This is a genomic window from Cyclobacterium sp. 10D3-21, from assembly GCF_055809755.1.
Map to the genome: position 1 here is coordinate 6,855,440 of NZ_CM147924.1, position 22,504 is coordinate 6,877,943.

Annotated in this window: 21 protein-coding genes; 12 read left to right on the forward strand and 9 right to left on the reverse strand. The window is 39.5% G+C overall.

The annotated features are described in order from the left end of the window. The first annotated feature begins 77 nt into the window (after positions 1 to 77). The 6 genes from nusB (at position 78) to coaE (ending at position 4,042) form a co-directional block, all read left to right on the forward strand. Positions 78 to 1,262, forward strand: a complete 1,185-nt coding sequence (nusB, locus tag AC0L7T_RS26780; RefSeq protein WP_473339780.1) for a transcription antitermination factor NusB — start codon at positions 78 to 80, stop codon at positions 1,260 to 1,262. Positions 1,263 to 1,272: 10 nt separating this feature from the next. Continuing rightward, positions 1,273 to 1,581: a YtxH domain-containing protein gene (locus AC0L7T_RS26785; protein WP_020891943.1), complete on the forward strand. Its 309-nt coding sequence runs from the start codon at positions 1,273 to 1,275 to the stop codon at positions 1,579 to 1,581. 13 nt (positions 1,582 to 1,594) lie between these two features. Continuing rightward, entirely contained in the window at positions 1,595 to 2,140 is a 546-nt protein-coding gene (locus AC0L7T_RS26790) for a DUF1573 domain-containing protein (protein WP_473339782.1), read from the forward strand. A gap of 2 nt (positions 2,141 to 2,142) precedes the next feature. Then, on the forward strand, positions 2,143 to 2,463 hold the full coding sequence (gene yajC / locus AC0L7T_RS26795; RefSeq protein WP_473339783.1) for a preprotein translocase subunit YajC: 321 nt from the start codon (positions 2,143 to 2,145) through the stop codon (positions 2,461 to 2,463). A 72-nt stretch (positions 2,464 to 2,535) separates the two neighbouring features. Then, positions 2,536 to 3,441, forward strand: coding sequence for a YbbR-like domain-containing protein (locus AC0L7T_RS26800; protein ID WP_473339785.1), 906 nt, complete (start codon positions 2,536 to 2,538; stop codon positions 3,439 to 3,441). A gap of 4 nt (positions 3,442 to 3,445) precedes the next feature. Continuing rightward, positions 3,446 to 4,042 carry a dephospho-CoA kinase gene (coaE, locus tag AC0L7T_RS26805; protein ID WP_473339786.1) on the forward strand — a complete coding sequence of 199 codons (597 nt, stop codon included), beginning with the start codon at positions 3,446 to 3,448 and terminating at the stop codon, positions 4,040 to 4,042. A 9-nt stretch (positions 4,043 to 4,051) separates the two neighbouring features. Here the strand turns inward: coaE and AC0L7T_RS26810 are convergent, their stop codons facing one another. Continuing rightward, the gene (locus tag AC0L7T_RS26810) at positions 4,052 to 4,297 is read right to left on the reverse strand and encodes a hypothetical protein (RefSeq protein ID WP_339924041.1); all 246 of its coding nucleotides are present in this window, start codon (positions 4,295 to 4,297) and stop codon (positions 4,052 to 4,054) included. A 268-nt stretch (positions 4,298 to 4,565) separates the two neighbouring features. Between AC0L7T_RS26810 and AC0L7T_RS26815 the strand changes: the two genes are divergently transcribed. The 3 genes from AC0L7T_RS26815 to atpC all read left to right on the forward strand — a co-directional run bounded on the left by AC0L7T_RS26815 (position 4,566) and on the right by atpC (position 7,022). Beyond that, positions 4,566 to 5,048, forward strand: coding sequence for a C40 family peptidase (locus AC0L7T_RS26815; protein ID WP_473339788.1), 483 nt, complete (start codon positions 4,566 to 4,568; stop codon positions 5,046 to 5,048). A 173-nt stretch (positions 5,049 to 5,221) separates the two neighbouring features. Then, positions 5,222 to 6,724, forward strand: coding sequence for a F0F1 ATP synthase subunit beta (gene atpD / locus AC0L7T_RS26820; RefSeq protein ID WP_473339789.1), 1,503 nt, complete (start codon positions 5,222 to 5,224; stop codon positions 6,722 to 6,724). Between the two features lie 52 nt (positions 6,725 to 6,776). Beyond that, positions 6,777 to 7,022, forward strand: a complete 246-nt coding sequence (gene atpC, locus AC0L7T_RS26825) for an ATP synthase F1 subunit epsilon (RefSeq protein WP_339924044.1) — start codon at positions 6,777 to 6,779, stop codon at positions 7,020 to 7,022. Positions 7,023 to 7,104: 82 nt separating this feature from the next. On the opposite strand, the gene AC0L7T_RS26830 is transcribed toward atpC, so the two are convergent. The 8 genes from AC0L7T_RS26830 to AC0L7T_RS26865 all read right to left on the reverse strand — a co-directional run bounded on the left by AC0L7T_RS26830 (position 7,105) and on the right by AC0L7T_RS26865 (position 18,379). After that, positions 7,105 to 7,914 (reverse strand): N-acetylmuramic acid 6-phosphate etherase, encoded by an 810-nt coding sequence (locus AC0L7T_RS26830; protein ID WP_473339792.1) that lies wholly within the window; start codon positions 7,912 to 7,914, stop codon positions 7,105 to 7,107. A 33-nt stretch (positions 7,915 to 7,947) separates the two neighbouring features. Continuing rightward, positions 7,948 to 8,760, reverse strand: a complete 813-nt coding sequence (locus AC0L7T_RS26835; protein ID WP_473339793.1) for an HpcH/HpaI aldolase family protein — start codon at positions 8,758 to 8,760, stop codon at positions 7,948 to 7,950. 1 nt (position 8,761) lies between these two features. Beyond that, on the reverse strand, positions 8,762 to 11,005 hold the full coding sequence (locus AC0L7T_RS26840) for a hypothetical protein (RefSeq protein WP_473339794.1): 2,244 nt from the start codon (positions 11,003 to 11,005) through the stop codon (positions 8,762 to 8,764). Between the two features lie 299 nt (positions 11,006 to 11,304). Then, positions 11,305 to 13,548, reverse strand: coding sequence for a hypothetical protein (locus tag AC0L7T_RS26845; RefSeq protein WP_473339795.1), 2,244 nt, complete (start codon positions 13,546 to 13,548; stop codon positions 11,305 to 11,307). Between the two features lie 239 nt (positions 13,549 to 13,787). Then, entirely contained in the window at positions 13,788 to 14,969 is a 1,182-nt protein-coding gene (locus AC0L7T_RS26850) for a sialidase family protein (protein ID WP_473339797.1), read from the reverse strand. Next, positions 14,966 to 16,015: a polysaccharide deacetylase family protein gene (locus tag AC0L7T_RS26855; protein WP_473339799.1), complete on the reverse strand. Its 1,050-nt coding sequence runs from the start codon at positions 16,013 to 16,015 to the stop codon at positions 14,966 to 14,968. Before AC0L7T_RS26855 ends, AC0L7T_RS26850 begins: the two co-directional genes overlap by 4 nt. Positions 16,016 to 16,028: 13 nt before the next feature. Further along, positions 16,029 to 17,132: a sialidase family protein gene (locus tag AC0L7T_RS26860; protein WP_473339800.1), complete on the reverse strand. Its 1,104-nt coding sequence runs from the start codon at positions 17,130 to 17,132 to the stop codon at positions 16,029 to 16,031. Further along, complete coding sequence (locus tag AC0L7T_RS26865) at positions 17,129 to 18,379, reverse strand: purple acid phosphatase family protein (RefSeq protein ID WP_473339802.1); 1,251 nt, start codon at positions 18,377 to 18,379, stop codon at positions 17,129 to 17,131. The genes AC0L7T_RS26860 and AC0L7T_RS26865 overlap by 4 nt, the downstream gene beginning before the upstream one ends. Positions 18,380 to 18,974: 595 nt before the next feature. Here AC0L7T_RS26865 and AC0L7T_RS26870 point away from each other — a divergent pair. The 3 genes from AC0L7T_RS26870 to AC0L7T_RS26880 all read left to right on the forward strand — a co-directional run bounded on the left by AC0L7T_RS26870 (position 18,975) and on the right by AC0L7T_RS26880 (position 22,336). Then, entirely contained in the window at positions 18,975 to 19,814 is an 840-nt protein-coding gene (locus AC0L7T_RS26870; protein WP_473339803.1) for an ROK family protein, read from the forward strand. A 107-nt stretch (positions 19,815 to 19,921) separates the two neighbouring features. Next, positions 19,922 to 21,169, forward strand: coding sequence for an MFS transporter (locus AC0L7T_RS26875; protein WP_473339804.1), 1,248 nt, complete (start codon positions 19,922 to 19,924; stop codon positions 21,167 to 21,169). Positions 21,170 to 21,172: 3 nt separating this feature from the next. Next, on the forward strand, positions 21,173 to 22,336 hold the full coding sequence (locus AC0L7T_RS26880; RefSeq protein WP_473339805.1) for a DNA-binding transcriptional regulator: 1,164 nt from the start codon (positions 21,173 to 21,175) through the stop codon (positions 22,334 to 22,336). The last annotated feature ends 168 nt before the right edge of the window (positions 22,337 to 22,504 follow it).

A 22,504-nucleotide genomic window follows, 5' to 3' on the forward strand; every position in this document is an offset into this window, starting at 1 on the left:
AATTTAGTTTTGATGGGGAAAGGCTGCTTCTGTCCTACCTGTCAATTAACACTTATCACGTTCTTTAATTTCAGTTAATGTTAAACAGGAGAATCCTCAGAGTAAAAGCATTTCAAACGTTATATGCTTTTCACCAGTGCAAACTTTCCAATGCAAATCTGGCTCAAGACTTTATAAAAGAAGCCTTTCTACCAGATCTTAATTCAATGGAGGTACAAGACAAGAGTTTCCTTAAAAAAGAAGCAGAGCGATGTATTCAGGTTTTTATCAAAAACAGAGATCAATCACAACTTTCATTGGAAAAAAGTGACAATGAAAAGGTAAAAGAAACAGCGGTAAAGGCCCTTGCCTTTTATAATTCAAACAATAAAAAGGACAAGGAATTTTTACGAACAAATATGCTGACCGCAGTGGAAAACATTCCAGGGTTGTATTTGTTTGCAATCAGTATGTTGGTTGCATTTGGAGAGCATGTTCGGAAAGAAAAATTAAAGAAGAGGAAACTTGAAGACCAACCAGCAATCACCCTTCCTGCAACCTATAATTTAGGTTCAAATAAAGCCTTACAGATTATCGCACAGAATCATTCTTTCAAAAAAGATTGTCTTAGATTTGGTGTAGATATAGAGGAGTTGGAGCTGGAAATCAAAGAATGGTATAGAGAACTGGTGAAGCCCAACGAGGAGTATCAGCAATACATGACCATAGAAAATCCAAGCTTCGAGGAGGACAAGGAGATTTTACAGGTTATTGTCAAAAAGATAATTTTTAAGAGTGAGGCTACTATAAGTTTCTTTCAAGACAGGGATTTAAATTGGTCGGAAAACAAATCAATCGTTAGAAGTTTGTCTTCCAAGGTTATAAAAACCCTTACGGGTACTGAAGATGAAACGGATGAAATCCTTCCGGAATTGGCATTAAACTGGGAAGAGGATAAAGAATTCTTTCAGGATATCTATAACTTTACCGTAGCCTCAGAGAAGGAATACAGTGAATTAATTGCCAATACCACCAAAAATTGGGATGTAGAAAGGATTGCTTTAACAGACCGGGTAATACTTATAATGGCTTTATCAGAAATGGTAAACTTCTCAAGTATCCCTACCAAGGTGTCCATAAATGAGTATATTGATATCTCCAAAACGTATAGTACTCCGAAAAGTAAGCAGTTTGTAAACGGTCTTTTGGATACATTGTCAAAAGAACTAACCGAAAACGGAAAAATACGTAAGAGTGGTAGAGGGCTTATAGATAATAAATAAAAACATAAAAATGGGTAAAAAAGGTAATTCATTATTCGCATTTGCTCTAGGAGCAAGTTTGGGTGCTACATTAGGGGTGCTTTTTGCCCCTGACGCAGGAAATAATACTAGAGATAAATTATCCTACAGACTAGCAAAATACCGCAATGAGCTGGAAGATCTGATCAATGAGCTGATAGATGAGAAACATCTACCGGACAATATTGCCAGATCTGAAGGAGATAAGGTCATCACAGAAGCAAAATCCAAAGCAGAAAATTTGCTTAATGATGTCAATAAACTTATTGACCAAATCAATAACGACAACAATAAAAATTAAAACAGTTTTATTTATGAAGTATTCTAATCTTTCAGTGTGGGTATTAGGCCTGACACTGATTATGGCAGGAGCATGTAGTGAAAAAGGAAGTAACGATAATGATAAAATCCAGGAATTGGAACAAAAAATTTCCCAGCTGGAGCAAAATCAGGTAGTGACTCCTTCAAGTGCACAAAATGTACAGCCTGCGGATCCATCCACAGTCGGAGCATTTGCTTTTGAAGAAGAGATCTTTGACTTTGGTTCCATCAATGAGGGAGAAGTTGTAGAACACCTTTTCAAATTTAAAAACGAAGGTCAGGTTCCTTTGATTATTTCCAATATCCAGGCATCTTGTGGTTGCACAAGTCCGGAATGGTCCAAAACACCTGTTAAACCAGGTGATGAAGGTTTCGTAAAGGTAGAGTTCAATTCCAGAGGCAAATCTGGTGTTCAAAGTCCAACCGTCACCATTCAGGCCAACACTTCTCCAAGTGTAACCCGATTAAGATTAAAAGGAGAAGTTAAGAGATCAACAGGAACATCCACCGCACCTTCAGCAGGTCCAGTAAAACGATAAAAATGTACAATTCAATATTGCTTCAAGTAGACAGTGTCATGGGTAGTGGCATCATGGGTCAAGTTTTTCTTTTTGGTAGTATCATTCTGATCATGTATTTCTTTATGATCAGGCCCCAACAAAAAAAACAAAAGGATACGGCCAAATTTATCTCTGATATTAAGAAAGGAGAACAAGTTGTGACAGTAGGTGGAATCCACGGAAAAGTATATTCCGTTGAGGGTGACATCGTGACTATCGATTTGGACAAAGGGGTAAAAATAAGGGTTGAAAAATCTGCATTATCTCTTGATTACACAAAGAAATTATCAACTGAAAAGTAATTTCCCGTATACTTGAGTACACTCAGTAATTATTTCCGGAAATTTAGACCAAATAAAACTTCCAATCTGAAGGTGGTAGTCCTGTGCGTTGTCACGGCTACCACCTTTTGGTTACTTAATGCCCTAAACAAGGACAATTATACTACTATAGTTAATCAACCCATCTCTATTCAATTTGATGAGGAAGAGTACATGGCAGTTCAAAGCCTGCCAAACGAGGTCAAGATAGAAATCAACGGGAATGGTTGGGACCTTTTGAAAAAACATTTAAGAGTAAGCCAAGATCCATTGGAAATACAATTGGAGGATCCTTCTCACCAACCTTACTTAATTACTGATGAGATTACGCAACAAATGTCCGAGCATATTTCATCAACAAATCTGGTACGCATCGTTCAGGATACGTTGTTTTTCAGTATCGATAAAATTGTTTCAAAAAAGATCCAAATTATCCCGGACACCTCCGCCAATTCCTTGGCCGAAAATTACGATTTCGCATCTCCTATCACCATGGATCCTGAATATGTAACTGTAAAGGGACCAATCTCCGTCATCGAACAACTCGAGGGTAAATTACTCGTTCAGCTTGGAGAAAATAATATCAAAAACCATTATTCTAAATTACTGCCTCTTGAACTGGACAAAACTAAAAGGGATTTTTTAACCCTCGATGAAGAAACAGTACAGATAAGCTTTCAAGTAGTGGCGTTCTTAGAGAAAACACTGGAGTTGGAGGTGAAAAAATTATATTTTCCGGCCAACGTAGACATTGAAGGTGATGCCAAAAACGTAACCCTTCAATTTTTAGTCGACGAAAGGAAACAAAATGAGCTTGAGGCCTTGAATCTCTCCGCTATATTAAATTACAACAACAGAAATAGAGAGGACAGTTCTATTGCGGTCACTCTAAATGTAAGTCGTTCTTTCCTTCGGGACATTAACTTCTCTCCAGATAGTTTTGATTTGATCTATGAGTAGGGTTATGCCTATATTGGTAGGTATAAGTGGCGGAATTGGGGCTGGTAAAACCTTAATATCGAAAATTTTTGCTCTCCTCAATATTCCGGTTTACAATGCGGATGACCGAGCAAAGTGGCTGATGGCGCATCATCTCCCTTTAAAAAAATTAATTGTTGAAAAATTTGGTGCTTCAGCCTATTTTGAAAATGGCCAACTTAATCGCCAATACCTCGGAGAGATTGTTTTTTCTGATCCTGATAAAACAGCACTTATAAATAGTCTTGTACATCCTGCAGTAAGTGAAGATTTCGAATCATGGGCTTCTAATCAACAGACAAAGTATGTGCTAAAAGAAGCCGCATTATTATTTGAAACAGGTTCTTACAAAGCATTGGATTTCACCATGCATGTAACCGCCTCAGAAGAGATAAGAATAGGAAGGGTAAAATCAAGAGATAAACAACGAAGCATTGCTCAAATCAAACAAATTATTGAAAAGCAGCTAACGGACAAAGAAAAAAACAAGCTTGCGGATTATATAATTACCAACGATGAATCAACTCTGGTAATTCCTCAGGTATTAAAAATCCATGCCAAGTTGATGCAGGGTGGTGAATAAGCAATTCAATTAGATCTCACTAAGACTGATCTGATCCAGGTAGAACTTCATTCTTGAATGCCTGTGATTCAAAAAATCAATTTTATCAATTCGGTCCTGCTTGTGGTTATAAAAAACTTCAACGTATTCCTCTCCCAAAAGATAGAGGTTAACTTTATGCGTATAATACCGAATGGCTACTACGAATGTGCCTTCAGTATACAATTTCTGCGTTTTCTTTTGTATGCTAAGCCTGCTGAAGTCCTCTTTACTCATCGAATGCTATGTTGTGGTGATTTTGTATTAGGCTTTTGGGTGGAAGGATAACAAATTTGGAGGGATCTACCCTCCATTAATGATTAAAAGTAAATAATTTATTCAAAAATAGCATCCTTCTGGCGAAGTAATTTGACCGAATTGAACTACCTTAATGTTTTTAAACGGCAATTTAAGTCATGAGTTTTGAAATCGTGCGATAATGAAAGGTATGAGGCACCTTGCCAAAGCTCCAATTATGTAAGGAACGGAATAACTGATCTCATTTATGATTAAACTTCAAAAAAACAGCAACTTTCTATTTTTTATTTTTGGTTTATTACTCCTATTCAGCAGCTCTTGTTCTTCCTCCAGGAAGATTCGACAGCAAAACATTCAGCAGGTCATCAATACCGCTAAATCCTATCAAGGCACTCCTTATAGGTATGGAGGGAATACCCGATCAGGTATGGATTGTTCGGCATTGGTTTACCTTTCGTTCAAAAGTGTAGGTGTGACCCTGCCTCGTGTATCGGCAGCGCAGAGCAAAATTGGTAAGAAAGTCACTAAAGCTAAATTGAAAAAAGGCGATGTAGTCTTTTTCGCAACTGGTCGCAGAAGGAATAAAGTCACACATGCAGGTATAGTCCTGGAAAAACGAACGGGTAAAACTTATTTCATTCATGCCTCCACTTCTTTAGGCGTCACTGAGGACAACTTGCAGTCCAAGTACTGGTCAAAAAGATGGGTAAGGGCCAGAAGAATTTTTTAGCAGGCCAAAAGAGAGGCGAAAAAGGGGTGAAAATCTTTAATTAAATATATAGTGCTATAAAAATTTGTATCAAAGTGCATTAATTTTTAAAACATCCTTTGGTATTCAGCAATATTAACTAATTTTGCACTCGAATTAAAAAGTATTGTTCCAATAGATCTTAAAATATAACAATGGCGAATACTGGTAAGATAACTCAGGTAATTGGTCCTGTTGTGGATGTTTCCTTTGAGGGGAGTAGACTGCCAAATATCCTTGATGCACTTGAAATCACAAAAGAGAATGGCCAAAAGGTAATTCTTGAAGTTCAACAACACCTAGGCGAAGACAGGGTAAGAACCATTGCTATGGACTCTTCGGAAGGAATGGTAAGAGGTATGGAGGTAAGAGACCTTGGTAGCCCGATATCAGTACCTACTGGAGACGATATCAAAGGAAGGCTATTTAACGTGGTAGGAGAAGCCATTGATGGTTTGCCTCAACCTGAATCCAAAAACAGACTACCTATACACAGGTCAGCACCAAAATTTGAAGACCTGTCTACTTCTACGGAAGTATTGTATACAGGTATTAAGGTAATCGATTTGATCGAGCCTTATGCAAAAGGTGGTAAAATTGGTTTGTTTGGAGGAGCTGGTGTTGGTAAAACAGTACTTATTCAAGAACTGATCAACAATATTGCTAAAGCATATTCAGGTCTTTCTGTATTTGCAGGAGTTGGTGAGAGAACCAGGGAAGGAAATGATTTGCTCAGAGAAATGATCGAATCAGGAATTGTAACCTATGGTGATGATTTCGTTGAGTCTCTTGAAAAAGAAGGTGGATGGGATCTATCAAAAGTGGATTTGGAAAAACTTAAAGATTCCAAAGCAACTTTCGTTTTCGGTCAAATGAACGAACCTCCTGGAGCACGTGCAAGAGTAGCTTTGACTGGATTAACACTAGCAGAGTATTATAGAGACGGTGAAGGTGATGGAGCAGGTAAAGATATTCTTTTCTTTATTGACAATATCTTCCGTTTTACACAAGCAGGTTCTGAAGTATCAGCCCTTTTGGGAAGGATGCCTTCAGCTGTGGGTTACCAGCCTACACTCGCTACCGAAATGGGCGCGATGCAAGAGCGAATTACCTCTACAAAAAATGGATCCATTACTTCTGTACAGGCCGTTTATGTGCCTGCTGATGATTTAACAGATCCAGCACCAGCAACAACTTTTGCTCACTTGGATGCACAAACTGTACTTTCAAGAAAAATTGCAGAACTAGGAATTTATCCAGCAGTAGATCCTTTGGATTCTACCTCTAGAATTCTTGAACCTTCTGTAGTTGGTGACGAGCACTACAATTGTGCTACAAATATTAAAGAACTACTTCAGCGTTACAAAGAACTTCAGGATATCATCGCTATCTTGGGTATGGAAGAACTTTCTGAAGAAGACAAAAGGGTAGTACACCGCGCTAGAAGGGTACAACGTTTCCTTTCTCAACCTTTCCACGTAGCTGAACAGTTTACAGGTCTTAAAGGAGTATTGGTAGATATCAAAGATACTATCAAAGGCTTCAACATGATCATGGATGGAGAATTGGATCACTTGCCTGAAGCAGCATTCAACTTAGTAGGTGGTATAGAAGATGCCATTGCTAAAGGTGAAAAATTGTTGGCAGAAGTAAAATAATAGCACTTTATTAGGGTAATACCTGAGGTATTACCCTCTTATAAAATATATCATGCATTTAGAGATCATTACACCGGACCAAAAAGTATTTGAAGGAGAAGTTTCTGAGGCTACCTTTCCTGGAGCCGATGGTTCCTTTCAAGTATTGAAAAACCACGCTGCTATAATATCAGCCCTTGTAAAAGGTGCCGTTTCTTACACTACTTCTGAAGGACAAAAGTCCCTCATAGTAGATGGAGGAGTAGTAGAGGTTAATGACAATAAAATTATTGTGTTGGCAGAAAAAGTGGTGAATTAAGCTGCTTATTTCACAAAACATAAAAGGGTTCTGAAAATAAATTTTCAGAACCCTTTCTATTTTTCAGGAAAACCTGGCAATTTTATTTCCCTAAGGAATCAAGGGCTGCTTTCACAGATCCTTTGTCCATCAAAAGTGCTTTGGCTTTATCATAATCAGTCAGTCCAGCCCTTTCCATTAGCATTTTCACACTTCTGTCCACAATCTTATCATTGATAAGTAAGACGTTGACCATTTTATTGTCTTCTACCCTACCCATCCTGATCATACAAGTGGTGGAAAGCATATCAAAAATCATTTTTTGAGCTGTTCCACACTTCATCCTGGTACTTCCTGACACGAATTCCGGTCCGGTCAATACTTCTATTGGATGATCTGCATTCGCAGCAATAGGCGATTCAGGATTGCTGACAATACAACCCGTAAGTATTCCCTTTTCTCTACAAGTTTTCAAAGCCCCTAAAACAAATGGGGTGGTACCGCTTGCGGAAATCCCTAAGACAAAATCTTTATCCGAAACCTCATAGCCAAGCAAAGCTTCCCATGCAGCATCTGGATCGTCTTCTTTTTCTTCTCTTGCCTCGATCAAGCGGTCTACTCCACCTGCTAAAATGACATTCACTTTTCCTTTCGGGATTCCATAAGTGGTGGGCAGTTCTATGGCATCCAGTACTGAAAGTCGTCCTCCACTACCAGCACCTACGTAAAATAGCCTTCCTCCATTTTCAAGCTTATCGACAATGGATTGAATCATTAAGTTGATTTTGGGCAAGACCTCTTCTATTGCAAGGGCTACTTTCTTGTCTTCATTGTTGATATTTGCGGTCAATTCTGCTACAGACATCTTTTCTAAATGCCGATACAAAGAAGGCTGCTCAGTAATTTTTGTCATTATAAATCTATTTTAAAAGTTCACAAGAAAATTTCAAATTGTTGGGCTGTTTCCAGGTTTAGGTTTGATAGTAACCTTTCCTCCAGAGGCCTTTCTTACCTGATCAAGGTCTGAATTTAACCTTTGTGTAAATAAAGCAAAATCCGAACTATGTACCACCATATTTACCCCTTCCTTTATCCAGAAAATTTGCCTTTCTATAGCTTCTGAAAAATGAATTCCTACAGCTAAGCCAAATTTCCTACTCGTCTTGATAATTTTCCTTACTGCATATATAAATTCAGGGTGATCATACGCTTCTGGAATACCCATGCTTACAGATAAATCATGAGGACCAATAAACACCCCATCAAGTCCTGGAATAGACAACAGTTCTTCCAGCCTGTCTATAGCAGGAACACTTTCAATGTTTACAATGCTTAAATGCCCTGCATTGTATTGATCAAGGTAGTCCTTTACCACGGGGGTCAACTTTTCTTTACCTTTCAGGTACTGGTTTAACTTCTCTCCTTTTAAAGGCCTGAATTTGGTAGCCCCAATTAAAACGTCAACATCGCTGACAGATTCTACATAAGGAATAACCACACCAACCGCTCCAGCATCTATGGCATGACAAATTAGGTGATGGTCTGCCTTATAAACCCTTACAATTGGCGTAATTCCTCTTCCAGCATACGTTTGACACATTTCTGCAAGGTCTTTACGCGAAAGAGAGATGTGTTCTGTATCTATAAATACAAAATCCAATCCGGAGGAGGCTAATGTTTTTGGCCACAAAGGATTATTTGAGGTAACACAAGTACCAACAACCAATTCTCCGGATTGAATTTTATTTTGAAAGCTCATTTTATTTAATCAAAGGATCACTAATTACACCAAGATACCTACCCATCCAGTAAGGCAAAAGCCATATATCTCCAGCACTATATTCTTGCGTACCACCATTTCCTCCGTCCAATGTAAACCTGTTACCATTGTGCCGGCGTATCATCAATTCATCGGGAGGAAGGACAACATCCGTAGATTGTTCCCTAAAATTCGGGTCCAACAACTTGATGTCTTTTCTATGACTGTTCGCCGTATTCCAACTAATCATGTCAAGAGGATGCTCCTGAAGGTACCATACAGCTTCCTCCAAGTCAAAGTTTTCCCTATTGACCAAGGCACCAAAAATATTCCACAGACCATCTTTCTCAGGGCGCTCTGACTCCCAGTGATCCTGAATAGCAAGCCTGTACTTTTCTTTTAATTCATCTGTAAAGGCATAGCGGTACAAACCCCAATATCCCATAAAATACATCTCATCATCTGAGTGGTTCCAGGATTCGGACAACATGGCTGCCCAATCATCGCTTCCCTCTTGCGCTTTACCTATTACTTCCATTGGTCGCATTAGGTTCTCTAAGTAACCATGCTTTTCCATCAGCATGTAAGCTTCCTTTTTATATTCTTCCTTGCCTGTAAAATGGTAGGCCGTTTGCAACATGGCGATGATATTGGAGGAATTTAATTTCCTATCTCCCACCATGGTAGGGAATCCATTGACATATTCAGGATTCCACCTGCCCCAGGTCGTATGTTTGCCATCATAATCTATCAGGTACCAATCATTTTCGACAATATGGGTCATTAACTGATCCAATAGCCCTATTGCTTGATTGCGCAACGCTTCATTGTCAACCAATTCAGCGATTACTCCGAAAACAAAAACATGGCCAATTACTTCATCACTACTGGTTGTGGCTTTCCAATCCCATTCTTCGTCAGATGCGTGTTGCCACCTGTCTGGGTCAGCCAATTTATCAATATACCCACTTCTTGAAAAAGACCTTGATGGAAAGCCCTTAACAGGATTAATGGTGTAAAGCCTTTCCAAAGCATCCAAAGATTCTTTTACATTCTGCAAAGCATCGGCAGAACCAGTGGCCGCATATCGAAATGCCTCTCCACCCAAATACATGGAAGTCCATAGTCCATCATTGTCTGAATCCCCCAATCTACCTGTGTCCATATTGCCTTTTTCCATTCTTGTCAAGGTCGAGTTAAAACCGTGTCGAATATGGCGCTCTCTTACTTGTTTGCTATAATAATCAGCTTTTTCAGCTAATGTCTGTGACATAAACACAAGTTTTCCCAAACCTTTGTCTGTCAAGACCAATACTTCGTCCTCGCCCTTTTGACTAATATGAAGCACCTTGTCGCCTGGCAACCATCTTTCTCCATAGTAGTAGTTAAACCCACCATCTTCCTTTTCCATAAATGCTCCCCGCTCTGACCCAAACCAAAGCAATCCGTTGATCTCCGTAAGGCTGGTCAAGTATGGCCAAGGCACTGCATTGTGCTTTGCGCCAACCTTTTTATCAGCTAGAAGGTCCCATTCGAAATAACCATCTGTAGTAGCTACTGCAAGTTTATTCTTTCCTTCTCTAACCACGAAACTGGTAAAGCCTGAACCTTCAGTCAAGGTCTGAAGCTTTTTGCTGTCCGCTGAGAAAGCCATTATTTTATTCTCTGCCAAAAGCAAATACCTGCCTATAGCATTGTCATAGCTTATTCCTATTACAGGTGATCCACTGATCTTTCCTTTATAGCTGAGTCCTTCCTTGGTCACCAAGTGAATATTACTTCCATCGGACACCAAAAAAGAAAAATCTCCTCCGTGGGCAAAATGATTGGCTCCCGGAAGTTCATGCTTTAAGTAAAGGCTTCCTGCCCAAGCATTGCTAAATACAGCTTTATCGTCCAGATAGACGAATTGATCCTCCACGGTGGCCATACTACGGACGTTTTTATCTTTCATGGCCAGGTAGGTCTTGTCTGGCGTAAAGCTGCCAGGATACAAGAATGCTCCTGCATGAGTTCTAAATAGTCCTTTTGACCCTAAAATCTGGACAGTGCCATTTCTATCAGCAAACACCTTTTCCAGGTCCGCTGAACCCTCATCTGAATAATATTTGATGCTATATTCCTGGACAAAAGGAACATCCTGATAGGTCCTTTGGCTGCTTGATGGCAGTTGTTGCGCCTGGACATGTGTCAATCCCAAGAGCAACCCAACAAGAATAAGAAGCTTTGACTGTAAGTATTTCATTGTAAAATAATATGGTTGATAATAATAGACTGATGAATCGATCGCCCCATCCTAAGGACTTGATAAAAGTTGATTTTTATGGTTTTCAAATCAATCACTCTCCGGATTTAATCCTCAGCACTTTTATTAATTCTGTAAAAATTAGGCAATAAATGAATTTGTCCGCTTTGCTGGTGAACAAAAGCGGACAAATCTATATACCTAATCTAAAATTAATTCTATTTATCCCTTCATAGAGAAACGATCCATTCTTTATTAATACCTCATTTAATTATAGATGGACTATTTATTTTGCTTTCTTATTTAGAAATGGGATCACTAATGACACCAAGATATCTACCCATCCAGTAAGGTAAAAGCCAAATATCGCCAGCGCTATATTCTTCCCTTCCATTGTTTCCACCGTCCAGGTCAAACCTGTTGCCATTGTGTCTCCGCAGTTTTAATTCATCCGGAGGAAGCACTTCTTTAGTAGCTTGGTTACGGAAATTCGCATCGAGTAACTCAATGTCCTTTCTATGGCTATTTTTAGTATTCCAACTGATCATGTCCAGCGGATACTCCTGTAGGTACCAAACTGCTTCTTCAAGGTCAAAGTTTTCTCTATCAACCAAGGCAGTGAAAATATTCCATAGGCCATCTTTCTCAGGACGCTCTGCCTCCCAATGATCCAAAATAGCAATTCTGTATTTTTCTTTCAATTCATCTGTGAAGGCGTAGCGGTACAAACCCCAATACCCCATGTAATACATCTCATCATCAGAATGATTCCAGGATTCGGATAGCATTGCAGCCCAATCATCACTTCCCTCTTTGGCTTTACCAATTCCTTCCATTGGACGCATCAGGTTTTCAAGGTAGCCATGCTTGTCCATAAGCTTGTAAGCTTCTTTTTTGAAAATTTCCTTGCCTGTAAAGTGGTAAGCCGTTTGCAACATGGCAATGATATTGGAGGAATTTAACTTTCTGTCACCTACCATGGTAGGGAATCCGTTGACATATTCAGGATTCCACCTGCCCCAGGTAGTGTGTTTGCCATCAAAATCTATTAGGTACCAATCATTTTCTACGATGTGAGTCATTAGCTGATCCAAAAGACCAATGGCCTGCTGGCGTAACGCTTCATTGTCTACCAATTCCGCAATTACCCCAAAGACAAAAACATGCCCGATCACTTCGTCACTACTCGTCGTTGCTTTCCAAACCCACTCAGGATCTGAAGCATCTTGCCAATGAATAGATCCCCCAAGTTGGTCTTTGAAACCACTTCTGGAGAAAGACCTGGCAGGGAAACCTTCAATGTTATTTATAGTATATAACCGTTCCAGGGCATCCAAAGATTCCTTCACATTCTGTAATGCATCGGCAGAACCAGTGGCCGCATATCGGAATGCCTCACCGCCCAAATACATGGAAGTCCAAAGTCCATCATTGTCTGAATCACCTATTCTACCGCTGTTTACATTGCCTTTTTCCATCTGAACCAATGTAGCATTGAATCCATGACGGATATGTCGGTCTCTCACTTGTTTGCTATAATGGCTAGCTTTTTCTGCCAATGTTTGTGACATAAATACTAGTTTTCCCAGACCTTTGTCTGTCAATATCAATACCTCGTCCTCATTTTTTTGACTTATATGAAGCACCTTGTCGCCTGGCAACCATCTTTCTCCATAGTAATAGTTAAATCCACCATCTTCCTTTTCCATAAAAGCTCCTTGCTCTGAACCAAACCAAAGCAATCCGTTGATTTCGGTAAGGCTGGTCAAGGATGGCCATGGCAAAGCATTGTGCTTTGCGCCTACTTTTTTATCTGTGAGAAGGTCCCATTCGAAATAGCCATCTGTTGTACCTACGGCAAGTTTTTTCTTTCCTTCCCGAACAACAAAACTGGTAAAGCCTGAACCTTCAGCTAAGGTCTGAAGCTTTTTGCTGGAAGCAGAAAAGGCCATTACTTTATTCTCTGCCAGAAGTAAAAACCTGTCTGTGGCTTCGTCATAAGTAATTGCTATAACAGGTGATCCACTAATCTTACCTTTATAAATAATCCCTTCCTGGTTTACAAGATGGATATTGCTTCCATCAGACACCAAAAAAGAAAAATCTTCTCCATGTGCAAAATGAATGGCACCCGGAAGTTCATGCTTTAGATAAAGGCTTCCAGCCCAGGCATTGCTAAATACCGCCTTGTCGTCCAGGTAGACGAATTGATCCTCCACAGTGGTCACACTACGGACGTTTTTATCTTTCATGGCCAGGTAGGTCTTGTCGGGCGTAAAGGAGCCAGGATACAAGAATGCTCCTGCATGGGTTCTAAATAGGCCTTTTGTCCCTAAAATCTGGACAGTACCATTTCTATCAGCAAACACCTTCTTCAGGTCTGCTGAATGTTCATCTGAATAATATTTGATGCTATATTCCTGGACAAAAGGAACATCCTGATGGGTCCTTTGGCTGCTTGATGGCAATTGTTGCGCCTGAAGGCCTGATAAACCTATTAGCAATCCAGCAAGAACAAGAAGCTTTGACTGTAAGTATTTCATTGTAAAATAATATGGTTGATAAAAATAGATTGGTGAACCCATCGTGCGACTACAACGGATTCAAATTGAAATGTTAACCTTGAAAAAGGCCATTAAATAAATTTGTCCGCCCCGTTGCTATAACATGAGCGGACAAAAATTACCTAACCTAACTACTAAAACCGAATCAGACTTACCTATTACCGATAAGTGATTCAATTAATTATAATACAATTTTTAATAAAGATGGGCTATTTAAATTAGAAATTATTTGGATCAATTTTTACATACTTAATGGATTTGCCCCCTTCTTTGAGGTGGTAGGAATAAGTAATATGAACAACTCCATTCATATCTTGGATCAACGAAGGATAGGAGAAGCCTCCAAAATCTTTTTTCTCATCCTCTAAATAGACCTTACTTCTCCAGGTTTGCCCCTCATCGTCCGAAATGTATAAGGAAAGGCGGTACCTGCCATCATCAATGTCATTGCCAAGGAATAGCCACAATCCATTGTCCAACACTAGTAGTTCCACACTGGCAGTATTGGGAATACTTGATTTTTCGGAGGCAGTCCATGTCATCCCCTCATCAGTAGAATAGCTTTTATGCAACCTCGTTGGAGCATCTCCGCTATCTCGCATTATTGCCATAATTTCCCCACTTTTTCTTTGGCTCAAGGCCGGCTGAATTGGTCCCCTACCAACTATTGGTTTACTAGGGATCCAAGTGGCCCCATCATCATCTGAAATGGCGGCCATGGAAAAGTTAAACCCATCCGAATAAAGGGGTAAAAGTATCCTTCCCGACTGGAGAACCAGAGGTTTAATTCTTGTCATCCATCCAATACTGGATTTCTTACTGTCCTTGCTTGCTTCGATGATCATTTGATCATAAAGAGGTGCATATTCAGACCAGCCAGCATTATTAGGAGGCAATTCCTCAAAACGTTTAACCACTTCCTGATGAAATTCTTCACCTGGTTTAAGTAAAATATTATCTTGCCAGCTCCATAATGGTGCTCCTGCATTGTCATAGCTTGAGCTAGTCCTTAAACGTAGTATAGACTGTTCCCATCGGTTGGCCTGCACGGCTATCCATACCAGAAAAAGCTTTCCCTCCTGGTTTAGAAAAAGCACAGGATTACAGTCTGGTAAATTAGGTGTGTCTGCCATTAAGAAAGGCTCTCCCCATTGGGTTTCTTTCTTTCTAAGTCTGGCCCCCATTATCCGAACATCATCTGCTTTCCTTTCTCCCGACCCTTCAAACCAGGCCGTTAGTAAATCACCATTGGGCAGGGCAACAATACTACTCCCATGTACATGATTGTTTTGAAGTGGAAAAATCAGCGTTTCATTTACCACTACTTTCTCTTTTGGTATATATTGTCCAAAAGCAGAGATATTAAGTAAAAACAAACTTATAAATACTAATCTCTTCATTTTACTTTCTTTCTTCTTTCCATAACTTCAGTCCATGTAGTCAAGATAATCCCTTCGTCTTCAATGAATTTCTGAAGTTCCGGTGATGTCATGGCCAGCATGTCAGCATACCTGGAACCTCCTGAACCACTGATTCTGTCAAAGGTTTTTCTATCCCCTATACTGTGAACAATCACCATGGCCAAACCAGGTTTCATAACAGTCAGTAACTCCTTACATTTTTCTACTTTATAAGCACCTAATCCCTCGTCGTCGACTTCGTAATCTGGTGACCAATTTCCACTTATCGAATGTAAGTCATCCAAGACTGGCAATCCAGCATCCCAGATTGTTTTTCCTACAATAGGAGCCTTGTCCATAAGTGAATTGCCAGGTAATTTCATGCCTTCCGTATACTTTCCTTCTTTCTTCAATTGCTTGATGATGTTGTTGTTCATCGAAAGACCAAGCAATTTATTATTACCGCCAGGAAACATGACAGGAATCCCATACTCAATTCCCACTTTTATATAGCGTTCCAGAAAAGGAGGATGATAGAATAATGTGCCCATATGACTATCCATGTGGGAGGGTTTAAATCCCAATGATAGGGCACGATCGATTTGTGCACGAATTTCTAGTTCCACTTCATCAGGAGTCGCATTGGCGATTACCTCTTCTACAGAGGGCCAAAGCGCACCTTCATTATCAACCAGGCCAGGAACTGCGGCCTTCCCTGCTACTGGAGGCCATCTGAAGTCTTTCCATTCAGAAGTTAAGGTTAAGTGAAGTCCTGCATCCATAGGCTCTTTAAGTGCCTTTTTCACAAAACTTGCTGCCCATGGACAGGGCATCATGATACTACAAGATGTAGCTACACCCTCCTTAATGGATTTAATTGCCCCTTCATTGGACTCAAAAGACATCCCTGCATCATCTACATGAAAGATGACTACTTTTTTCCCCTCAGGAAAGCCTAGTTTTTCAGCGTATGTCATTTCATGTTGGCTAAATACCGGTTGGTAGATCAAAAATAAAATTAATAGGTTCCAGACTGAAGTTCTCATAGTTTGTCTAGTTTTAAATCCCTTCAAGCTTTCCTTTCCAGAATGCGACAGTCTGTCGATTCCAGGTGTAGCAAGCGACGAGGTGACCATCTTCATAAAACATGGCTGGATAGGAAAGTTCATCTTCTCCATCACCTTTTTCGATTTCAAATTTTAAAGGCCAGGTTTTACCGTTGTCTTCAGAAACAGCAATGGAAATTGGAAAACGATCTCCCCAGTTTTCAGCTACAGGATTATAAATCAAAGCGATCTTTTCTCCTTCAATATGGGCAACATCAATCCCACTGTTATTGTTAGGCAATTCTATTTCTGTCACTTCTGACCAGGTTTTACCATAATCTTCTGAATCTGATCGACAAATATTCCCTGAACTGCTTCTCATCAACATGTGTACATGTCCGGGTTTTGACTCCCAAAGAGCCGGTTGAATAACGCCTTCTTCAGTAATTACGGTACGGTCCATGGCTAGCTTATCAGTGGCATTCCATGTTTTTCCACCGTCTTCAGACCGGTCTACAAATACCGTCCAGACTTTGTTTTTTTCATCAGATGCAGGAGCAAGCCATGTGCCGTCAGATAAAACCAACATATGGTTTCTCACCGGGCCACGTCCACCTTTATCTCCAGGTACCAATTCTTTTGCTTCGGACCAGGTAATACCACCGTCTTCAGTATACTGCACCCAGGTTTCCCAATAATCTATTTCTTTCCCAACCTTAAAATACAAGTAAACTTTTCCGTCAGGGGCATTGAATAAAACTGGATTCCAGTGTGGCTCATTTCTTACTTTTACAAGCAGTTCTGGAGCAGACCAATTCCCAGGTTTCCCTTTGGAGATCCAAATGCCTACATCATTGTGTTTTTCATAGGATCCTGCAAACCAGGCTGTCAAATAATTCCCATCACCAAGGCCGGTGATTGTAGAAGCATGGCATTGAGCAAAGGGCCTGTCCTCTCCGAAGATATGTTCATAATCTTCCGTTACAAGCGTGGGCACCTGAGTACTTTCGGACTCCTCTGTGACTGCTTCTGATTTATCCCCTCCGCCACAGGCAGTATTTAGGAATACAATAAGTGCAAAAAAAGCACATCTAATTAATCTTTGAGAATTTTTCATGGTTTTATCAATGGATTACTTGGATAACTGTCGATGATTTTTCCATCTTCGTCTACTGTAAGAATGTTATAACTTTTGCCCTGAAGGGTCACCAAGGTGAAGGCCCTCACAGATTGGGAGGTCTCAAGGTACCAGGTACTTGCAGCATCGTGCACCTCTCTGGGTCTGGTCCCCCAGGATCCATCGCCTATATAGACAATTCCATCCTCATCCACATTGTTGTTTTTTATTGGATAGGTGCGTTTATAGGCATGATCATGGTTTTCAAACACTAACTGCATATTTGATTTTTCAAATAAAGGTACCCAATGTTCCCTTATCATGGTTTGAGTAGTACCGGTAAAGGCTCTCGCTGAAGGGTAAGCTGGAACGTGATAAACGGCCATCACATGCGACGTTTTCTTCTCTTTCTGAATGGCAAGTTCACGGGCTAACCAATCCTTTTGTGGGCCATCAATTGCATTGGTGTGGTCTGAATCCAAGAAGATAAAGCTTAGGTATTTACCAAATTCCAGCACGCCATACCCTGGCTGCCCTGGGAATGCAAAAAGGTTGAAATAAAATGGTGCACTTTCTTTTCTTTTTTCAACTTTCAAATGTTCTGGAATGTCCTCATCATTGTAACCACTCTTCACTTCGTGATTTCCTATTCCTAACATCATGGGTATGATACGTCCATCTTCCTGAATCAGGGTATTCTTAACAGCATCAAACCAATCGTACCATCTATTTACGTTTTTCCCATCTCCATTGCCATAAGCCAGGTCTCCTCCAATAATTATAAAATCTGGATTATAAGGTAGAACTTGTCTATTGGTCTTCTCCATTACAGCCTTATCATGCATGGTATCTCCGCCTATCGCAAACTTAATGGGGCTTCTGGAAATATCCTTTGGCATTGTCTTGAAATAGTAAATTTTACTTTTAGCATTAAATTTTAATTCGTAAGCACTGTTAGCAGACAGGCCTTTCAGAGAAACCCTGTGGATTTTACGATCTGAGAAAGGGAAATCAGTCACTTTACTAGTCGCCTCAACCCACTTATCCGTGCCCTTTTTTCGATAGGAAAGTACTTGGCTTGTGCTATTATTAAGGTGCCAATCTATCGTAATGGTGGTAGTAGGGTCCTCTTGCCATGTGAGGTAGATTCCACTTGGTTCTTCCTGAGCTACAAGCGCAAATGGAGATAAACCAAGCAGGCAAAAGAACCCAATAATAAATAATGTTTTCACTCTTTCTTTCATCATTCTGGATTTAATTAAATATAGTATAGGTTATTTAGCAATAAAAATATAAAACACTTATTCAATCAGACTATTTTAGATTCACTATAACCATTTATATGTGCCTAAAATAAATTTGCAATAGATAATCTATTGCGTTTTGAAATCATTTCTAAAACTGTCAACCGTTGCTATCTTATGTTTTTTCATAACAGTGCTAGCCATCAATCTACAAATGGTCTGATTTGCTCGTAATTGCAACTTTTCCCCTGAAGAAAAGTCTGGACAGGCTGAAAAAGGTCTGGAAATCCCATTGCATAATCCGGGATAAACGTAGCTTTTCTACATGGACAAACCCAGCCCCAATCATAATTCATAATTACATTACAACAATTTACCGTTTAGTACTATTGAAAAAACAATGGCTTTCAAATAGCCTTAACGCGACTTTTCAAGTATACCTCTTGAATTTCAGCACAAATATAAACTTATTATTACCTGTATTTCAGCATGTTAATTAACCTTAACTTGGCCTGAAATATATTTTATTAGTTGTTAAAAGGTTAAAATTAAGATATATTTGTCGTTGATTTTTTTTAAAGATACCCGACTTATTATAATGAACATAGGAATAGATTTAGGAGGAACTAAAATTCAGGTAGGTATAGAGCACGAAGGGAAAATCATTCATAAGACAAAAGCGCTTTTGAAAGAAAAAACCAACCTTCAATCCACACTTGACCAAGTGATGAAATTTATTGAACCACTTACTGCACATGATGTAGATGGTATAGGTATTGGCGTACCTTCGGTTGTGGATGTAGAAAAAGGGATAGTCTATAACGTAACTAATATCCCCTCTTGGACCAAGGTAGCATTAAAAGATATTCTTGAAAAGGAGTTCAACCTTCCGGTATTCGTCAATAACGATGTCAATTGTTTTGCCATTGGAGAGCACAAATTTGGAATGGGTAAAAATTATAGCAATATGGTTGGCATGTCCATAGGAACAGGGCTTGGCTCAGGAATAATCATCGAGAACAAGCTTTATGCCGGAGTAAACTGTGGTGCTGGAGAAATTGGCTTGCTTCCATATCTTGAGCATAATATTGAATATTATGCCAGTGGAAATTTCTTTAGTGCTGAATACCAAACTACTGCGTTAGATGCATTCACAGCCGCTAAAAAAGGCGACAAAGAGGCCATAGACCAATGGAATGCCTTTGGAAAACACTTTGGCGCTGCTGTTCAAGTAGTAATGTATACTTATGATCCACAAGCCATTGTAATAGGTGGTTCTGTTGCAAATGCCTTCCCGTTTTTCGAAGAAGCCATGCGCGCAACCTTTTGCAATTTTATTTATCCAGAATCTGTGAAAAAATTGAAAATACATTTGACTAAAAATGCGGATATTGCACTCCTTGGAGCTGCTGCACTTGTGGATTCATCAATAAAATAAACCAAAAAAGCGCTTTAAAATTATCGACTTTGTTGGTTCATAAGTCTGTGCTAACCCAGCAAACTTATCCATCGAATATAACTGTTACGCTCAATAATTTAAATGACATGAAAAAAAACACACTGATTGTTGCCTTGATTTTATTGATTTTTTTCGTCATTTCATTTCTTACCAACATTCTTGGACCAATCATTCCGGATATCATTGACAGTTTCACCCTTAGTATTGGCCTGGCAGGTTTTTTACCTTTTGCTTTTTTCGTGGCCTATGCAGTAATGTCTATTCCCTCTGGTATTTTAGTAGAGAAATTCAAAGAAAAGAAAATGCTGATATTTGCCTTTACCATGGCTTTTATTGGTGCCCTATTATTTGCATTTATCCCTAGTTTTTCGGTTGCTTTGACCTCTTTGTTTATTATTGGGATTGGCATGGCAGTACTTCAGGTAGTCATTAATCCACTACTAAGAACTGCGGGGGGTGAAGAACATTTTGCTTTTAATTCAGTGATGGGGCAACTGGCTTTTGGGGCAGCATCATTTCTGAGCCCTATGCTTTACAGTTATTTGGTTACAAATATTCATACTTCTAACGATTCCCTTCTCTTTTCTTTTTTAAACCCTATGGTTCCTGAAGACCTAAAATGGGTTTCATTGTATTGGGTATTTGCTGCCATTGCATTTATTATGGTCATCATTGTTTATTTCGCAAGATTTCCGAAGGTAGAACTCAAGGCTGATGAAAAAATTGATGTTGGTGTAGCCTTTAAAGAACTGTTAGCGAATAAGTACGTGTTGCTGTATTTCCTGGGGATATTTTGTTATGTAGGTACAGAGCAGGGTATAGCCAACTGGATTTCAAAATTCCTTCAATCCTACCATGGCATAGACCCATCTACTACAGGTGCCATTGTCATTTCCTATTTCTGGGGTTTGCTTACAATCGGTTGTTTGTTAGGGCTGGTTTTGCTGAAATTTCTTGACAGCCGAACGGTTTTGATATCCTTCACTATAGGCGCAATTATAGCCTTGCTTGCAGGTCTCTTTGGAACTGCAGAAGTTGCTTTAATTGCCTTTCCATTGACAGGTTTTTTCGCTTCTGTTATGTGGTCTATTATCTTTTCATTGGCACTCAATTCAGTACCCAATCACCATGGGACCTTTTCAGGAATATTGTGCACAGGTATAGCTGGAGGTGCAATAGTGCCACTGGTAATCGGCGGCTTGGCAGAACTTGTAGGACTAAAATTGTCCATGTTATTTCTTTTGATTACTTTAGGATATATCTTGAGCATTGGTATTTGGGCCAAACCTTTGGTCACCAATGCTACTAAGAGTTTGAAGGATATCTTTAAGTAATACATGTATAAGATTATTTTACTCCTTGATTTTGCCGAGGAGTACAGCAAAAGTTTATTAAAGGGAATCTCCAAGTATTCCACCGAACATGGCCCTTGGACCTATTGCCGCATGCCACTTTATTACAGAGAAACCATTGGGATCAAAGGAATATTGGAATGGGCAAAGGATTGGGGCGCTGATGGGATAATAGGTCAGTTATACAACGATATAGACCTGGAATTGCTTATTGAATCTAAAATTCCTGTGGTCGCTCAGGATTTTAAGGAAAGGTTTACCGAGATTCCCAATATCACTGGTTCCTATCACGAGGCAGGTGAAATCGGCGCCAACTATTTTTTGAAAAAAGGGTTTAAAAATTTTGCCTTTTATGGATTCAAAGACATTGTCTGGTCTAGAGAACGGGCAGAAGGCTTCGAAAAAGAAGTCAATTCCATGGGTTACAAAGTCAATTACTTTGAACATCGAAAGTCCCGATCAACGGATTTATGGTATTACAAGAGTAATTCCTTGAGTAAATGGCTTTTGTCCTTACCAAAACCAATCGCACTAATGACCTGTGATGACAATCAGGGTTTGCACATCACAGAGGCCTGCAAACAAAATAAAATCCGAATCCCTGAAGAAGTCGCCGTATTGGGCGTTGACAATGATGAAATGCTTTGTGAATTGTCCGATCCACCGCTGTCCAGTATCGGTCTGGACATAGAAAAAGGGGGCTATGATACTGCCAAGTTGATGGAACAAATGATCAGGACTAGTGCGGCAAACTTTTATGACATCCTGGTAAAGCCAACTCAGGTGATTACCCGACAGTCTACTGATATCTATGCCACGAATGATGATCACATTGCTTCTTCCTTAAAATTTATCCATAAAAACATCGAAAAAAACCTCCAGGTAGATGAGGTAGTAAAACAAGTGCCTCTTTCCAGAAGAAGCCTGGAAAAGCGATTTCTACAAATTACAGGGTATCCCATTTATAAATATATTTTCAACCTTCGGATTGAAAAATTCACCCAGAAACTTCTCGAAACAGATGAGACCGTTTTTGAAATCGCCATGGATTTGGGGTTAAATGATAGCAAAAACATAGCCCGTCAGTTCAAACAGGTAAAAGGATGCAATCCCATAGAATACCGGAAAAGGTACCTCGCTGGAAAATAACTTCACTTTCATCTTCAGCAGTCATAAATATCTCTTAAACTCTTTCTTACGAAATAATTAATTGTTACCGTTCATAAAAAGCCATTGTTAAGAATGGTACTTTTCAGGAGGCTAGGGTATTATAGGATATTAACGCCTGTATCAATTATCAACCCTTACCCTAATACC